Here is an 18,507-nt window from a genome sequence, read left to right on the forward strand (position 1 = left end):
CTTTAACGCCTCAATGGCCACTTTGGCCTTGAACGATGCACTGAATTTTCTTCTTGATCTCTTCATATTTGACAGGGTTAAATTACAACTTAACTTGCTGTCCTAAAATTGGGGAGTATTATAAAGGATGATTACTATTACATAGATAATGTTCAGTTCACTGCCACTTTTGGGCCTATTATGACCATTAACAATGTAACTGTCAATGAAAATGCCGGAACAGCAACCTTCACGGTAACGCACACCGGTTCTAATGCAGCAGGAGCCTTTACGATAAACTACGCCACTGCTAACGGCAGTGCCACCTCTGGGAGCGATTATACGGCCAAAACAGGTACTTTAAGTTTTACAGGGGCCTCCGGCGTTACAAGAACAATAGTGATAAATATATTAGATGACGTCATTGTAGAGGATTTGGAAACATATACCATCAATTTCACGGCTAAATCCAACGCCACAGTGGATATTACGGCAATTGGCACAGGGACCATATTGGATAATGACGCCTTAATTATAACCAATGGCGCAACCACCAATACCTGTAATGCTGTTTTCTTTGATTCGGGAAGTTTTGGTGGCAGTTATGGTAATAATGAAAATAGGGTTCATACTATTTGCCCTGATATTACAAATAATTATATTAGTGTAGATTTTACGAGTTTTGATGTAGCCATTGGTGATGTTCTTTATGTTTATGCAGGCGCTACGGCAACAGGGACACCCATTGGTGTCTATGATAACAATAATATTCCTACCTCAATCGATTCACCTTATGGTGCCGCTGGCTGTTTAACCTTTAAATTTACTTCCAATAGTAGTGGAACAGGAACTGGGTGGCAGGCTGCTGTAAGATGTATGGTTGAAGGGCCTAAAATAGTAATAAATGATATTTCTTTTGATGAAACAGTAGGTAATGCCGTTTTTACGGTCACGCAAACACGTGTTCGCCATGGATATACATTTTTGTTCAGCTTTATTCATGCGCCGTTTACTGTTAATTTTGAAACGGTAAATGGTTCAGCTTTGGCTGGGAGCGATTATACGGCAACGTCGGGGACTTTGACCTTTAATGGTCAATTGGGCAATGTACAGACTATATCAGTGCCCATAACCAACGACGGTATACCTGAGAACGCCGAAGAATTTACGATTAGGTTTACAGGGGCCTCAGCGGCATACGGCACCATCAATTATTCGGACACTGGAACCGGCACAATCAATACCCAGATTTTGGCCAATGATCCATTAACCCTCTTTCAGGAGTTTGATGGTTATTATGATTATTCTTCTACGGGTGGTACCTTAAGAACTCAAAGCAACAGTGGTAACGCATGTGCTATAACTACCTCCTCTTCCAATACTTTAATTTCTCCAATACCCGTTACGGCTACAATAGAAAGAGCCTATTTGTACTGGGCGCATTCAAATAGTGTTCGTGATCAAAATGTAACTTTTGAAGGCCAAAATGTTTCAGCAAATTATTTGTATCAGACCACTCTTACCAATAGAAACTTTTATGGCTATGTCAGTGATGTAACAAGTATTGTTCAAGGGATTGCCAATCCCTCAACCAATACTTACGATTTTAGTGATCTGGATATTGACAATACAGGTAATTATTGTTCAACCGCTACCGTGCTAGGAGGATGGACCTTGATCGTATTTTATGAAGATGCCTCATTGCCTGCCGTAAACATTAACTTATATCAAGGTTTTGATGGTCTAAGCAATGCCGGTACCTCATTTACTTTGGATTCCTTCTATGCAATAGCGGGATCCGGAGCAAAAGCTACTTTTTTATCATGGGAAGGAGACCCCAACTTGGACGGGTCTAGTTCTGGTTCTACCAACCCAGAGCGACTTTCAATAACCAATCAATCAGGTACTACCTATATCCTTTCTGGGGACGGGGGACAAACTGGCAACAATGCCTACAATTCCACCATTTATGATAATACTGTAGTACCTATTTACAATACTTCCAATTCTCATGGTGTAGATTTGGATACCTATGACATATCTAGTTATATTCTGCCTTCGGATAGTCAGGTTACTGCAAATGTCAATGTGGGGCAGGATTTTGTGATATCAGCGGCTGTTGTGCTCAAAGTACCCTCCAATTTAATTGCGGGGACAGTGTTTGAGGATATTAATTATCCTGGTGGGCCGGGTAGGAATAGAGTGGTATCCGGAGGAACAGCGGTATCAGGTGCAATTGTAGAACTTTTTAATTCCTCAGGAACCTTTATACAGAGAAAAAATACCGACATAAATGGGTACTATTCCTTTGGGGGCATGTCGGATGGGGCGTATCGTATAAAAGCGGTCAATTCAACTGTTAAATCCAATAGGGGTGGGCTCAATTGCTCCACCTGTTATCCGGTACAAACGTTTAGGAAGTATCGTGGTCCATCTTCATTGATAGAGGTAACGGACGAAGTAGGAGGTGCCTATCCCAGCTCACAGCAAGATGTAGCGTTGGGTGTTTTAAATAATGCCCAGAGTGTTTCAACGGTCTCCGTGGCAGGTGATGGGGTAGTAGGCATAGATTTTGGCTTCAACTTTAATACGATTGTCAATACCAACCCAATTGGACAAGGTTCCTTGGAACAATTTATTGTCAATTCCAATAACTTAAATGAATCAGGATTGGATATCGAGGCTAACTCTATTTTTGATCCCGCAGCTGGGGACGACACTTCAATATTTATGATTCCCCCAACCTCAGACCCATTGGGTAGAACGGCCGATGCTAATTTTGTTGGTGGTTATTTTAATATAGCAATATCGGATGTATATACACTGTCCTCAATAACAGGTACCAATACAAATATAGACGGACGCACACAAACCGCATTTTCCGGAAATACCAACAATGGTACAGTTGGATCTGGAGGTTCTACAGTAGGTACCAATGCCGTAGTACTTCCTAATTATGAACTACCTGAGATTCAAATTCAACGCAATGCTGGAGATGTTTTACGATTACAGGGCAGTAATGATTTAATCCGAAATGTTGCTGTATTTTCAAATTCTAATGCAGGAATAAGGGTTGAAAGTGGTTCTTCAACTTTAATGGCCAATCTGTTGGGTGTAAATGCCGCAGGAATTGCATCTGGCAACATAACTACCGGAGTTAGAATTAATGGGGGAACCGCACTAATTGATGGAAATTATATAAGTAGAAATACGGACGCCGGTATTTTGATCAATGGAGGAACATCTACAGTGATACAGAATAATCATATTACCGACAATGGTAATGCCGCCTGTTCCGACAACATAAAGATTCAAAGTGGATCAGGTATAATTATAAGAAGAAATTTAATAGATAGAGCCGCATCCTTAGGTATAGATGGTCAGGGTTTTGCAGGTTCTCTGACAATTTTAGATAATACTATTAGAAATTCGGGTTTAAACGGCGGAAATTGTAGTGGGCGCATTGAAAATGTTGGAATAAAACTGGACGGAAGTAATTCTACAGTTTTTAATAATATTATTAATAACAATGGGGGTGCAGGTCTTGTTTTGTCCGGTGGTAATACCACGGGAAACTTAGTGTCACGTAATTCGTTCTACGCCAACGGAACTGCAAGTCCGGCTTTAGGTATTGATATTGATCTGTCCAATGCAATGGGGGATGGAGTAACCCTGAATGATAATGGAGATGCTGATAATGGGCCCAATGGGGTTATTAATTTTCCGATTTTATTTGGAGCTTACGCATCAGGTTCCAATTTAACAATTGAAGGTTGGTCACGACCTGGGGCGATAATAGAACTGTTTTTAACGGACATAAGCCAAGGAAGTGCATCAGCTGGAGCCAATCAATTGGGTAAGACTACTGACTATGGCGAGGGACAAACATATTTGGCCACTTTAATTGAAGGTAGTGTTTCGGATACGGACTCTGGAACTTTGCCCTATACAGATTTGGATGGAAATACGGATAACACAAATAGATTTAAATTTACAATTCCAATGCCTCCGGGCTTGGTTATCGGAAATTTTATAACATCAACGGCTACGGTTGCGAATTCTACCTCAGAGTTTTCACCACAAAGTGTTATAAAGACTTACACCCTGATTACTAACAGGAGAATAACATTTAGGGTTAACAATAATTAATTAAACCAATATATAATGCAGGTAAATACTTGATATATAGATTTTTAATTAATTAAATGGGCTTTAAGGTCAGAGGTTAAAACTATTAAACTTCATACTTTAGTGGCTTTGCAGTGTTATTTGCGCAATACACAACATTTATTTTCCTCATTCTTTCACTGTGGTAGTTTTGTAATCTAGTAAGTACTTTCTATTTACTGGTCTAAACTTGTTGAATGAGATTTCCAAGCTTACATAAAATTATTTTTAGCTTACTGATGGTCTTCGCAGGAATTGCTTCTGCACAGACTACAATCACCTCACAGGTGGCTCAAGGCAATGATGATGCTGAAGAGCGGGTTTCCAATGGAAATATGGATCTTGGCAGTTCCGATTTGGAATTGACCAGTGATGGGGGAACAAACCAATATGTGGGTATTCGTTTCCAAAATATAAACATTCCTCAAGGAACCACCATTTTAAGTGCTAGTATTCAATTTACAACGGATGAGACCGACAGTGGAAGCACTTCGGTTACCATTAGAGGTGATGATTCAGACAATGCCAGCATCTTTTCCAGCACAAATTATAATATTTCCAGTAGAACATTGACTTCGGCATCTGTTGCTTGGAATAATATTCCTTCTTGGAATACCGTAGGACAATCCGGGGCTAATCAACAGACACCAAGTCTTACAGCCATTGTACAAGAAATTGTAAATAGAGGTGGATGGAGCAATGGTAATTCCATGGCTTTCATAATTAATGGTTCAGGTGAACGTACTGCGGAAGCCTACAACGGGGATTCTTCCAAATCACCCGTTTTGACCATTGTGGCTGATTTTACGGCACCTCCATTAACGCCTTTGCCTGCAATAATACCAAACCTAAACAGGGGACTACCCTATATTTATTATATGGCCGATAATAGGTCTGAATTGTATGCTGTAGCGCCAGATCCAACTGCTTCGCCCTTGCCTTCTCCTACCGTTACCAATATTACGTATGGGGGCTCCTCAATTATCTTTTCAGGAGAAGGAGGTGGCTATAGATCTACGGATAGACAGGTATATGTTTTTGAGGGAGATGAACCCACACCAAGTTCCGATATGTATTCCATTGATCCAACAACAGGCGTTGCCACCTTGGTGAAAACGGGTATAGTACCAGGGCATGTCGAAGGAGCGGAATTTTATATCAATAATAATACAGGTGAAGAAGTCCTAGTTATTGTTTATAATAATGGAACAAGTGGAGGTGCCGATCGCATAATGGCAATTAATCCCAATGTGGACGGTTCGCAACCAGCATGGTCCCCCTATTCCGGATATCCGATTGTATTGTCGGGGGCCAGAACTTCGGCAGATGGAATTTCGTGGAATCCGGATACAGCCGAGTTTTATATTCAGAATGACAATAATGTTGATTATTATACTGTAGACATTACAACTGGGGTTACAACTTATGCCTTTACCACTTCTTCTGCCATTGATGGCGAAGGAATTACATATGCCAGTGACGGAACAAATTATATAGAAGATGAAAATAATGTGGGTTTGGGAAGGACCATTTTCATCGTAAATACTACAACGGGTGCTTTAACTCCAGCTGCCCAACTAGGTAGCACAGGGGATGTTGAATCAATAATGGGAAACCTTGGAACTCGGAATGATGCTGGTGATGCACCTGCAACCTACGGCTATGCGGCCCATTTATTACCTGTTCTGACATCAACCCCAATTTCAATTTATTTGGGTTCTGTTGCACCGGATAGTGAAAACCCTTTTATGAATTTCAGTATCGGAAATAGTGATGACAATACCGGAGACGATGAAGATGGTGTAACCAGTGGAGGAATCGATTTTAGCGGACAGGTTCTGGATCGTGGAACCACCAAGGTCATAAATATAATTACTAATGGTTCAGGAGTTTTAAGCGCCTGGATCGATTTTAATAGGGATGGTGATTTTGATGACCCCGGAGAACAGATTGCCACCAATGTAGCCCCTAGTGGTGGTGGCATTACCCTTAATGTGGCCGTGCCCGGAACAGCAAGCATAGGTACTTCCTATGCCCGTTTTAGGTTTTCTTCGGATACTGGATTGCCACCTGGAAATTCAGAGGCAAGTAATGGGGAAGTGGAAGATTACCAGGTTATGATACAGGATGATACTGCCTGTCCACTAGGAAGTACATTATATGAAACTACAACCACAACTGCTGTTTATGCGACATCCGTAGTGTACAATAAAAAGGTTTTGGATCCAACAAATGCCTTGGGCAATAATAATACCACTTTGGCCAGGTTTAAAGATAATGATAATGAAATGCACCTTGAAATGGGGCAAATTATCAATTCTGGGAAGTCTGTAACCGTGCATGGGCCAGATGGTGACGATTTTGATATATGGGTTTCGGCCAGTGCTACTGGACCATGGACACAAGTTGGCAATAACGCCGTGTTGGATTTTACCTTTATATCCCCTTTTGATTGGTTGTATATCAGATTCAAGCAGGCAACAGACGGGCCTCATAAATACATTAGTTATGTGGATGCCAGTTCTTCTACCATTACGACTACCTGTGTACCCGATACTGATAATGATGGTACTCCAGATAATATTGATCTCGATAATGATAACGATGGGATTCCGGATTTGGAAGAAGCCAATGGAAATAATCCTTATGGCGATGAAGATGGGGATGGTAACTTTAATTGGGAAGATACCGTAGACAATGGTAATGGTGGAGATGGATCACCCACAAATTATGCGGATGGAAATAGTGATGGGGTTCCGGATGTGTATGATTCGGACTTGGATGGTGTCCCCAACCATTTGGATCTTGATTCTGATAATGATGGTATTTATGATGCAGTTGAAGCTGGCCATAATCAATCGCATACCAATGGAGTGGTCAACAGTGGCTATGGGGCCAATGGCTTGGCCAATGTTGTAGAGACCGCTCCTGAAAGCGGAATAATCAATTATACGCTTAGAAATACCGATGGTACTTCTCCACCCGATTATTTGGATTCGGATAGTGATGGGGACGGATGTAACGACGCTAATGAGGCCTATGCCAATGCAAGCGCTGATGGTGATGGCAATGGATTTTACGGTACCGGAAATCCCCCTTTGGTAAATCCTGATGGTACTGTAACTTCTGCCGCATATACTGTTCCTGCTGATGGGGATGGGAACGGAACGCCTGATTACAGGGAAGCGGAAGCTGCCCCCGTTATTGATACACAACCAACGGACGAAAGTATTTGCGAGGACGGGGATACCTTTTTCTCGGTCGTAGCATCCAACGTTGACACCTACCAATGGCAGTTTTTTAATGGATCCATTTGGGTAAACCTTACGGATTCGGGAATTCATAGTGGTAGTACTACTAACCAATTGAACATAACAAATGCCCAGAACTCGGATGATGGTAACCAATATAGGGTAATCGTATCCAACTCAAGCCATATTTGTGATCCGGTTACTTCAAATTCGGTTAATCTTACAGTCAATCCAAAGCCCACCATTACTGTGACGGGATCCCCGTCATGTAATTTATTTTTGACGGCCTATTCTTTACAAGTTACGGTAAGTACAGGTACAGTTACGAGTACTGCAGGGACGGTAACAAATACTTCGGGAAATGTTTGGAGTATAACCAATGTCCCTGAAGGGGCTAATATAGTTCTTACCGTTACAGACAGCAATGGATGTATTGAAACTCTACCCGTAACCGCGCCGGATTGTTCCTGCCCTACAGTAAACGCCCCGAACAGCGGCGGGAATAAAGCCTATTGCTCTGGGAGTCCAGTAGCTACTATTAACGCTACTGTAGCCGCGGCTCAAACGGTTGACTGGTACGACGCTGCTTCAGCGGGCACCTTGTTATTGGCAGGAAGCCTAAGTTACACGCCTAGTGGTCCTGGAACTTATTATGCCGAAGCAAGGAATACGATAACTGGATGCCTAAGTGCAACTAGAACGGCTATAACGATTACAGAGGATACTCCATCCACCGCAACAATAGGGCCCGATAAAACAGCATTTGTAGGGGATAACGTGGTATTCACAGCCTCTTCTACAAATGCAGATACCTATCAATGGCAACTCAGTACTGATGGTGGAGTTATATTTAATAATATAGCTGATGGTGTTGAATATGCTGGAACACAGACAAATACATTGACAGTGAAAAACGTTGAAACAGTTAATAATGGCTATCGATTTAGGATTTTGGCCTCTAAATCCGGGTCCAGCTGTACTGCAGTAGCGTCCTCATCAGCACTCCTTACCGTTCAAGTAAAAACTGTGATTACCAATAGAAGAATAACACATAGAGTTAAAAAGAATTAAATAATTCTTTCGAACCAAAAAAAGTCAATTCATGTGATTTTTCCCACAATTAAATTTCGGCAAGCGTTGCTATTATTAGGATAATCGACGAGTGAATTAGTTGTGAATTTTGACTTAAAACAAATGAAAACCTCAATTATTCATGTATAGACAGTATAAATATGGGGTTACACAACATTTATTTCTTTCAGCCAAGCATACGGTTAATTTTGTATGGTGTTATAGATCTGTTTAATTAAAAAAATAGGACAAACATTAAATTTTGCCATTTTAAAAAATATAAAAACCTACTTATGGACATTTCGAATAAGAACATTTTTTCAATATGGTTTAATATGCCACAAAGAGAGTCCTTATTCGTTCTAACCCAATACTTAGGATTTTCCCAGATTATAAATTTTCCAATGAGTTTTAGAGAGTTAATGAAAAATTAATTCGGTTTAGAACTTATTAATACCAATTGAACAAAGACCAACTTAAGTAAAGTATATATCATGAAGAAGGGCATTTTATTAATCATATTTCTAATTTCTGGATTTGCATCGGCGCAAACTACAGTGAATTTGGAAGACCAGTGTAATTGCGAGGTGCTCAGTGGCACACTTGTAACTGCTCCTGGGACAACAATGCCAACAGGCGCTGACATTGGAAATATATATGTAAATACTAATACGGGGACTATTTATTTTTGGGATGGAGATTCTTGGGAGTTAACATCTACAGATAGCCAGCAACTTCAAGTTTTTAGCTTTAATCCAAGCAATAATCAATTAACCCTTACCCTTGAAAATGGCGGAACCTTTAATGCTGATTTAAGTAGTCTTAGCGGTGATGGTAATATAACTTCCAGCACAATAGATGTAAGTGGGGATGTAAATGCTTTGTTGGGTGATGTAATTTTGGAAATAGGTGACGATTCGGTGACCAATGCTAAATTGGCCGATAATGCAGTTCAGACTGAGAATATATTAAGTGGAGGTAACGACAAGGTTTTGGTTACCGATGGAACAGGTTTGGTTGCTTGGGTTGATAAGTCGGGCTTTGCAACAATATCCGATCAAATAACAATTACCGGAGCGGGCACCACCGCCGATCCTTTCAAAGTGGAAGACTTGTCTATTGTAACTGCAAAATTGGGTGACGATGCAGTGACCAACGCCAAACTGGCGGATGACGCAGTTCAGACAGAAAACATATTGAACGGTACTATTTTGACAGAGGATATGGCCTCCGGAGGAACAGACAAGGTAATGGTTACGGATGCGGTCGGTACAGTGGCCTGGGTGGACAAGTCCAGCTTTGCCGCCGTTGCGGACCAGATAACGATTACGGGGGTAGGGACCGCTGCAGATCCTTTCAAGGTAGAGGACCTATCTATCGTTACGGCTAAATTGGGTGACGATGCGGTGACCAATGCAAAATTGGCGGATGACGCGGTCCAGACAGAAAATATATTGAACGGTACCATTTTAACAGAGGATATTTCCTCTGGTGGAAACGATAAGGTAATTGTTACGGATGCAGTCGGTACAGTGGCCTGGGTTGACAAATCCAGCTTCGATGCCATTGCCGATCAGATAACGATTACGGGAGTTGGCTCTACAGCCGATCCATTTAAGGTTCAGGACCTATCCATAGTAACGGCAAAACTTGCAGATGGAGCGGTAACCACTGTGAAATTGGGTGATGATGCAGTGACCAACGCCAAACTGGGCGATGATGCGGTACAGACAGAAAACATATTGAACGGGACCATCCTTACAGAGGATTTGGCCTCGGGAGGAAATGATAAGGTAATGGTTACGGATGCTGTTGGCACAGTGGCCTGGGTAGACAAATCCAGTTTCGATGCCATCTCAGATCAGGTAACGATTACGGGAGTGGGCACGGTTGCCGACCCTTTTAAGGTTGAGGACCTTTCCATCGTAACTGCAAAACTTGCCGATGGAGCGGTGACCACTGTAAAATTGGGTGCTGATGCTGTAACCAACGCCAAACTGGCGGATGACGCAGTTCAGACAGAAAATATATTAAGCGGAGGTAACGATAAGGTTTTAGTAACCGATGCTGTTGGTACAGTGGCCTGGGTGGACAAGTCCAGCTTCGATGCCATCTCAGATCAGGTAACGATTACGGGAGTGGGCACGGTTGCGGATCCTTTCAAGGTAGAAGACCTTTCCATCGTAACTGCAAAACTTGCCGATGGAGCGGTGACTACTGTAAAATTGGGTGCTGATGCAGTGACCAACGCCAAACTGGCGGACGACGCAGTTCAGACAGAAAATATATTGAACGGGACCATCCTTACAGAGGATTTGGCTTCCGGTGGAAACGATAAGGTTTTAGTAACGGATGCTGTCGGTACGGTGGCCTGGGTTGATAAATCCAGCTTTGATGCTATATCGGACCAAGTAACGATTACGGGAGTGGGCACCGTTGCCGACCCTTTTAAGGTTGAGGACCTTTCCATCGTAACTGCAAAACTGGCCGATGGAGCGGTGACTACTGTGAAATTGGGTGATGATGCAGTGACCAACGCCAAACTGGCCGATGATGCGGTACAGACAGAAAACATATTTAACGGGACCATCCTTACAGAGGATTTGGCTTCCGGTGGCAATGACAAGGTTATGGTTACGGATGCTGTCGGTACGGTGGCCTGGGTTGACAAATCCAGCTTCGATGCCATTGCCGATCAGGTAACGATTACCGGAGTTGGTACTACGGCCGATCCCTTCAAGGTTGAGGACCTTTCCATCGTAACGGCAAAACTGGCCGATGGAGCGGTGACCACTGTAAAATTGGGTGCTGATGCTGTAACCAACGCCAAACTGGCGGACAACGCGGTCCAGACAGAAAACATATTAAGCGGAGGTAACGATAAGGTTTTAGTAACCGATGCTGTTGGTACAGTGGCCTGGGTGGACAAGTCCAGCTTCGATGCCATCTCAGATCAGGTAACGATTACAGGAGTGGGCACAGTTGCCGACCCTTTTAAGGTTGAGGACCTATCCATAATTACGGCAAAATTGGCCGATGGAGCGGTGACCACTGTAAAATTGGATGACGATGCAGTGACTAACGCCAAACTGGCGGATGACGCAGTTCAGACAGAAAATATATTGAACGGGACCATCCTTACAGAGGATTTGGCTTCCGGTGGAAATGACAAGGTTATGGTTACGGATGCTGTTGGTACTGTGGCCTGGGTTGACAAATCCAGCTTCGATGCCATTGCCGATCAGGTAACGATTACCGGAGTTGGTACTACGGTCGATCCCTTCAAGGTTGAGGACCTATCCATAATTACGGCAAAATTGGCCGATGGAGCGGTAACCACAGTAAAACTGGGTGCTGATGCTGTGACCAACGCCAAACTGGCGGACAACGCGGTCCAGACAGAAAACATATTGAACGGGACCATCCTTACAGAGGATTTGGCTTCCGGTGGAAATGACAAGGTTATGGTTACGGATGCTGTTGGTACTGTGGCCTGGGTTGATAAATCCAGCTTTGATGCTATATCGGACCAAGTAACGATTACAGGAGTGGGCACGGTTGCGGATCCTTTCAAGGTAGAAGACCTTTCCATCGTAACGGCAAAACTTGCCGATGGAGCGGTGACTACTGTAAAATTGGGTGCTGATGCAGTGACCAACGCCAAACTGGCGGATGACGCAGTTCAGACAGAAAATATATTGAACGGGACCATCCTTACAGAGGATTTGGCTTCCGGTGGAAATGACAAGGTTTTAGTGACCGATGCTGTCGGTACGGTGGCCTGGGTTGATAAATCCAGCTTTGATGCTATATCGGACCAAGTAACGATTACAGGAGTGGGCACAGTTGCCGACCCTTTTAAGGTTGAGGACCTATCCATTGTAACGGCCAAATTAGGCCCGGATGCGGTTACAAACGCTAAATTGGCGGACGACGCAGTTCAGACAGAAAACATATTGAACGGTACCATTCTAACAGAGGATATTTCCTCTGGTGGCAATGACAAGGTTTTGGTAACCGATGCGGTTGGTACAGTAGCTTGGGTTGACAAGTCCAGCTTCGATGCCATTTCGGATCAGGTAACGATCACAGGAGTGGGCACGGTTGCCGACCCTTTTAAGGTTGAGGACCTATCCATTGTTACGGCCAAACTTGCCGATGGAGCAGTGACCACAGTAAAACTGGATGACGATGCAGTGACTAACGCCAAACTGGCGGACAATGCAGTTCAGACAGAAAATATATTGAACGGTAGCATTCTAACAGAGGATATCTCTTCTGGTGGTAACGACAAGGTTTTAGTGACCGATGCAGTTGGTACAGTGGCCTGGGTGGACAAGTCCAGCTTCGATGCCATCTCGGATCAAGTAACGATCACAGGAGTGGGCACGGTTGCCGACCCTTTTAAGGTTGAGGACCTATCTATTGTTACGGCCAAACTTGCCGATGGAGCAGTGACCACAGTAAAACTGGATGACGATGCAGTGACTAACGCCAAACTGGCGGACAATGCAGTTCAGACAGAAAATATATTGAACGGTACCATTTTAACAGAGGATATCTCTTCAGGTGGTAACGATAAGGTTTTGGTTACGGATGCAGTTGGAACGGTAGTTTGGGTTGATAAGTCCAGCTTCGCTGTTTTGGCGGATCAGGTGACCATTACGGGATTAGGTACGGTTGCGGATCCCTTCAAGGTGGAGGACCTTTCCATAGTAAATGCTAAGCTTGGGCCTGATGCGGTTACCAATGCTAAATTGGCTGATGATGCGGTGCAATTGGAAAACATAGCTGATGGTACGATCTCTGGGCAAGTAATGCAATGGGATGGAACCGACTGGATTCTAATAGATTTAGGCTCCGTAACGGTTACAGAAATCGATGGTGTAATTGGAAATGAAATTTTAAATGCAACTGACGCGACCTTGGTACGCTCTGGATCAGGTACCGATGCCGATCCGTATACATTGGATGTGGCCGCAGATGGGATTACAAATGCTGAATTGGCTGATAACGCAGTTCAGACAGAAAACATATTAAGCGGAGGTAACGACAAGGTTTTAGTAACCGATGCGATTGGTACAGTGGCCTGGGTTGACAAGTCCAGCTTCGATGCCATTTCGGATCAGGTAACGATTACCGGAGTAGGTACAACAGCAGATCCTTTCAAGGTTCAGGACCTATCGATAGTAACGGCCAAACTAGGCCCTGATGCGGTTACGAACGCTAAATTGGCGGACGACGCAGTTCAGACGGAAAACATATTAAGCGGAGGTACCGACAAGGTTTTAGTAACCGATGCAGCTGGTACAGTGGCCTGGGTTGACAAGTCGAGCTTCGATGCCATTTCCGATCAGGTAACGATTACGGGAGTTGGGACAACAGCAGATCCCTTCAAAGTGGAGGACCTATCCATCGTAACTGCCAAGCTGGCGGATGGAGCGGTGACGACTATAAAATTGGGCGATGATGCTGTTACGAACGCTAAATTGGCTGACGACGCGGTCCAGACAGAAAACATATTGGACGACGGAGTGACCGCGGCCAAAATCAATTCCAATGTTGCTGGAAGCGGTCTTGTACAGAACGTGACCACGGGTGCATTGGAGGTAGACGGTACGGCCTTTAACGGGGACGGGGATATTACATCCTCAGATCTTACGGTAGGTGGTGATGCAAATGCTCTATTAGGGGATGTTACCCTAGAAATAGCTGCCGGGGCAGTTGGAACTACGGAATTGGGGGCTGATGCCGTTACGAACGCTAAATTGGCGGACGACGCGGTACAACTTGAAAATATAGCTGATGGATTAACATCCGGGCAGGTAATGCAATGGGACGGAAGCGAATGGATTCTAATTGATTTAGGTTCTGTAACAGTTACCGAAGTCGATGGAGTAATCGGAAACGAGATTTTAAATGCAACTGATGCGACTTTGGTACGCGCTGGATCAGGTACCAATGCCGATCCTTATACACTAGATGTATCAGCGGATGGTATTACCAATGCAGAATTGGCGGACAACGCCGTTCAGACAGAAAACATATTAAGTGGTGGAAATGACAAAGTGTTGGTTACGGATGGAACAGGCATTGTTGCCTGGATCGACAAGTCGAGCTTTGCTGCCATTTCAGATCAGGTAACGATTACCGGAGTAGGAACAACAGCTGATCCTTTCAAGGTTCAGGACCTTTCGATAGTAACGGCCAAACTTGGCACTGATGCGGTTACGAACGCTAAATTGGCTGACGACGCGGTCCAGACAGAAAACATATTGAACGGTACCATTTTAACAGAGGATATTTCCTCTGGTGGAACCGATAAGGTTTTGGTAACCGATGCGGTTGGTACAGTGGCCTGGATCGACAAGTCGAGCTTTGCTGCCATATCCGATCAGGTAACGATTACCGGAGTGGGTACAACAGCCGATCCTTTCAAGGTTCAGGACCTTTCGATAGTAACGGCCAAACTAGGCCCTGATGCGGTTACCAATGCAAAATTGGCGGACGACGCGGTCCAGACAGAAAATATATTGAACGGTACCATTCTAACAGAGGATATTTCCTCTGGTGGCAATGACAAGGTTTTGGTTACCGATGCGGTTGGTACAGTGGCCTGGGTCGACAAGTCGAGCTTCGATGCCATTTCCGATCAGGTAACGATTACCGGAGTAGGAACCGCTGGGGATCCCTTCAAAGTGGAGGACCTGTCCATTGTTACTGCCAAGCTTGGAGCAGATGCGGTGACCAATGCAAAATTGGCGGACAATGCGGTTCAGACAGAAAACATATTAAGTGGAGGTAGCGATAAGGTATTGGTTACCGATGCAGTTGGTACTGTGGCATGGGTTGATAAGTCGAGCTTCGCAGCCATTGCCGACCAGGTAACGATTACAGGAGTTGGAACCGCTGGGGATCCCTTCAAAGTGGAGGACCTTTCCATTGTTACTGCCAAGCTTGGAGCAGATGCGGTGACCAATGCAAAATTGGCGGACAATGCGGTTCAGACGGAAAACATATTAAGCGGAGGTAACGATAAGGTTTTGGTTACCGATGCAGTTGGAACAGTAGTTTGGGTTGACAAGTCCAGCTTCGCTGTTTTGGCGGACCAGGTAACGATTACAGGAGTTGGAACCGCTGGGGATCCATTCAAGGTTGAGGACCTTTCCATAGTAAATTCCAAACTAGGCCCTGACGCGGTGACCAATGCAAAATTGGCTGATGATGCGGTACAATTGGAAAACATAGCTGATGGTACGGTCTCTGGGCAGGTGATGCAATGGGATGGGACCGACTGGATTCTTGTAGATTTAGGTTCCGTGACTGTAACAGAAGTAGATGGTGTAATAGGAAACGAGGTAACAAATGGAACAGATGGCACTTTGGTGCGTTCGGGAGCAGGAACAACGGTTAACCCTTATACATTGGATGTGGCCACCGGAGGAATTACAGCCAATGAATTGGCGGATGACGCTGTTACGGCAGCCAAGATCAATTCGAATGTGGCGGGTAGCGGTCTTGTACAGAACGTATCTACTGGGGCATTGGAAGTTGATGGAACGGCGATTACTGGAGATGGGAACATCACTTCCTCAGATTTAACTGTAGGGGGCGATATTAACGCATTGCTTGGTGATGTTACTTTGGAAATAGCGGCCGGAGCAGTAGGAACTACTGAATTGGCGGCAGATGCAGTTACGAATGCAAAATTGGCGGACAATGCGGTCCAGACAGAAAATATATTGAACGGTACCATTTTAACGGAGGATATTTCCTCAGGTGGAAACGATAAGGTATTGGTTACCGATGCAGTTGGTACAGTGGCGTGGATCGATAAGTCGAGCTTCGCAGCCATTGCCGACCAGGTAACGATTACAGGAGTGGGAACCGCTGGGGATCCCTTCAAAGTGGAGGACCTTTCCATTGTTACTGCCAAACTTGGAGCAGATGCGGTGACCAATGCAAAATTGGCGGACAATGCGGTTCAGACAGAAAACATATTAAGTGGAGGTAGCGATAAGGTATTGGTTACCGATGCAGTTGGTACTGTGGCATGGGTTGATAAGTCGAGCTTTGCAGCCATTGCCGACCAGGTAACGATTACAGGGGTTGGAACCGCTGGGGATCCCTTCAAGGTGGAGGACCTTTCCATTGTTACTGCCAAGCTTGGTGCCGATGCGGTGACCAATGCAAAATTGGCGGACAATGCGGTTCAGACAGAAAATATATTGAACGGTACCATTTTAACGGAGGATATTTCCTCAGGTGGAAACGATAAGGTATTGGTTACCGATGCAGTTGGTACAGTGGCGTGGATCGATAAGTCGAGCTTTGCAGCCATTGCCGACCAGGTAACGATTACAGGAGTTGGAACCGCTGGGGATCCCTTCAAAGTGGAGGACCTTTCCATTGTTACTGCCAAGCTTGGAGCAGATGCGGTGACCAATGCAAAATTGGCGGACAATGCGGTTCAGACGGAAAACATATTAAGCGGAGGTAACGATAAAGTATTGGTTACGGATGCAGTTGGTACAGTGGAATGGGTTGATAAATCGTTGTTAAATACTGATAATCAAGGTGTAAGTAGTTCGGTTGTAAGCGCAAATGAATCAGTTAATATTGCCTTGGAAAGAGGAGGTAGTACAACTATTGACATTCGTGATGCGGATGATGACCCCACTAATGAAATCGAATTACCTGGTGGAGGAACAGGCGGACAAGTACTTTCTACCGATGGGTCCGGAATATATTCTTGGGTTGACCCTGATACAGGTCCACAAGGACCAGCTGGCCCGCAAGGTCCTCCGGGAAACGATGGAGCAACCGGCGCCAAAGGGGATACTGGTGACACGGGAGCCACAGGAGCCCAAGGGCCAACTGGTGCCCAAGGTCCAACAGGAGCTAAGGGAGATACAGGTGACACAGGAGCAACCGGCGCCAAAGGGGATACTGGTGACACGGGAGCCACAGGAGCCCAAGGGCCAACTGGTGCCCAAGGTCCAACAGGAGCTAAGGGAGATACAGGTGACACAGGGGCTACAGGAGCAACCGGAGCCAAAGGGGATACTGGTGACACGGGAGCCACAGGAGCCCAAGGGCCAACTGGTGCCCAAGGTCCAACAGGAGCTAAGGGAGATACAGGTGACACAGGAGCAACCGGCGCCAAAGGGGATACAGGTGACACGGGAGCCACAGGAGCAACCGGCGCTAAAGGAGATACAGGTGACACAGGGGCTACAGGAGCAACCGGCGCTAAGGGAGATACAGGTGATACGGGAGCTACAGGAGTAACCGGAGCCAAAGGGGATACAGGTGATACGGGAGCCACAGGAGCCCAGGGACCAACTGGTGCCCAAGGTCCAACAGGAGCTAAGGGAGATACAGGTGATACAGGAGCCACAGGAGATACAGGTGACACGGGAGCCACAGGAGCAACCGGCGCTAAAGGAGATACAGGTGATACGGGAGCTACGGGAGCAACCGGCGCCAAAGGAGATACAGGTGATACCGGAGCTACAGGAGCCACTGGTGCTAAAGGAGATACAGGTGATACCGGAGCTACAGGAGCAACCGGTGCTAAAGGAGATACAGGTGACACGGGAGCTACAGGAGCAACCGGTGCTAAAGGAGATACTGGTGACACGGGAGCTACAGGAGCCACTGGTGCTATAGGAGATACAGGTGATACGGGAGCTACAGGAGCAACCGGTGCCCAAGGAGATACAGGTGACACGGGAGCTACAGGAGCAACCGGTGCCCAAGGAGATACCGGTGATACGGGAGCTACAGGAGCAACCGGTGCCCAAGGAGATACAGGTGATACAGGAGCTACAGGAGCAACCGGTGCTAAAGGAGATACTGGTGACACGGGAGCTACAGGAGCCACTGGTGCTAAAGGAGATACAGGTGATACCGGAGCTACAGGAGCCACCGGTGCTAAAGGAGATACAGGTGATACCGGAGCTACAGGAGCAACCGGTGCTAAAGGAGATACTGGTGACACGGGAGCTACAGGAGCCACTGGTGCTAAAGGAGATAC

General features: G+C 45.2%; 2 protein-coding genes and 1 pseudogene. All 3 read left to right on the top strand.

The window, feature by feature from the left end; genetic code table 11:
• Positions 1 to 108: 108 nt before the first annotated feature.
• Positions 109 to 4,128 carry a beta strand repeat-containing protein gene (locus tag CWD90_RS21895; protein WP_103478192.1) on the top strand — a complete coding sequence of 1,340 codons (4,020 nt, stop codon included), beginning with the start codon at positions 109 to 111 and terminating at the stop codon, positions 4,126 to 4,128.
• 215 nt (positions 4,129 to 4,343) lie between these two features.
• Positions 4,344 to 8,468, top strand: a complete 4,125-nt coding sequence (locus tag CWD90_RS21900) for a GEVED domain-containing protein (protein ID WP_103478193.1) — start codon at positions 4,344 to 4,346, stop codon at positions 8,466 to 8,468.
• Positions 8,469 to 8,962: 494 nt separating this feature from the next.
• A pseudogene (locus CWD90_RS21905) lies at positions 8,963 to 18,507 on the top strand (collagen-like protein); the annotation flags it as partial.

It is taken from the genome of Arenibacter catalasegens (assembly GCF_002909235.1).
GTDB lineage: Bacteria > Bacteroidota > Bacteroidia > Flavobacteriales > Flavobacteriaceae > Arenibacter > Arenibacter catalasegens.

Excerpts from the sequence above, each read along its gene's own strand:
- CWD90_RS21900 (WP_103478193.1), top strand. The coding sequence starts at position 4,344 with ATGAGATTTCCAAGCTTACATAAAATTATTTTTAGCTTACTGATGGTC.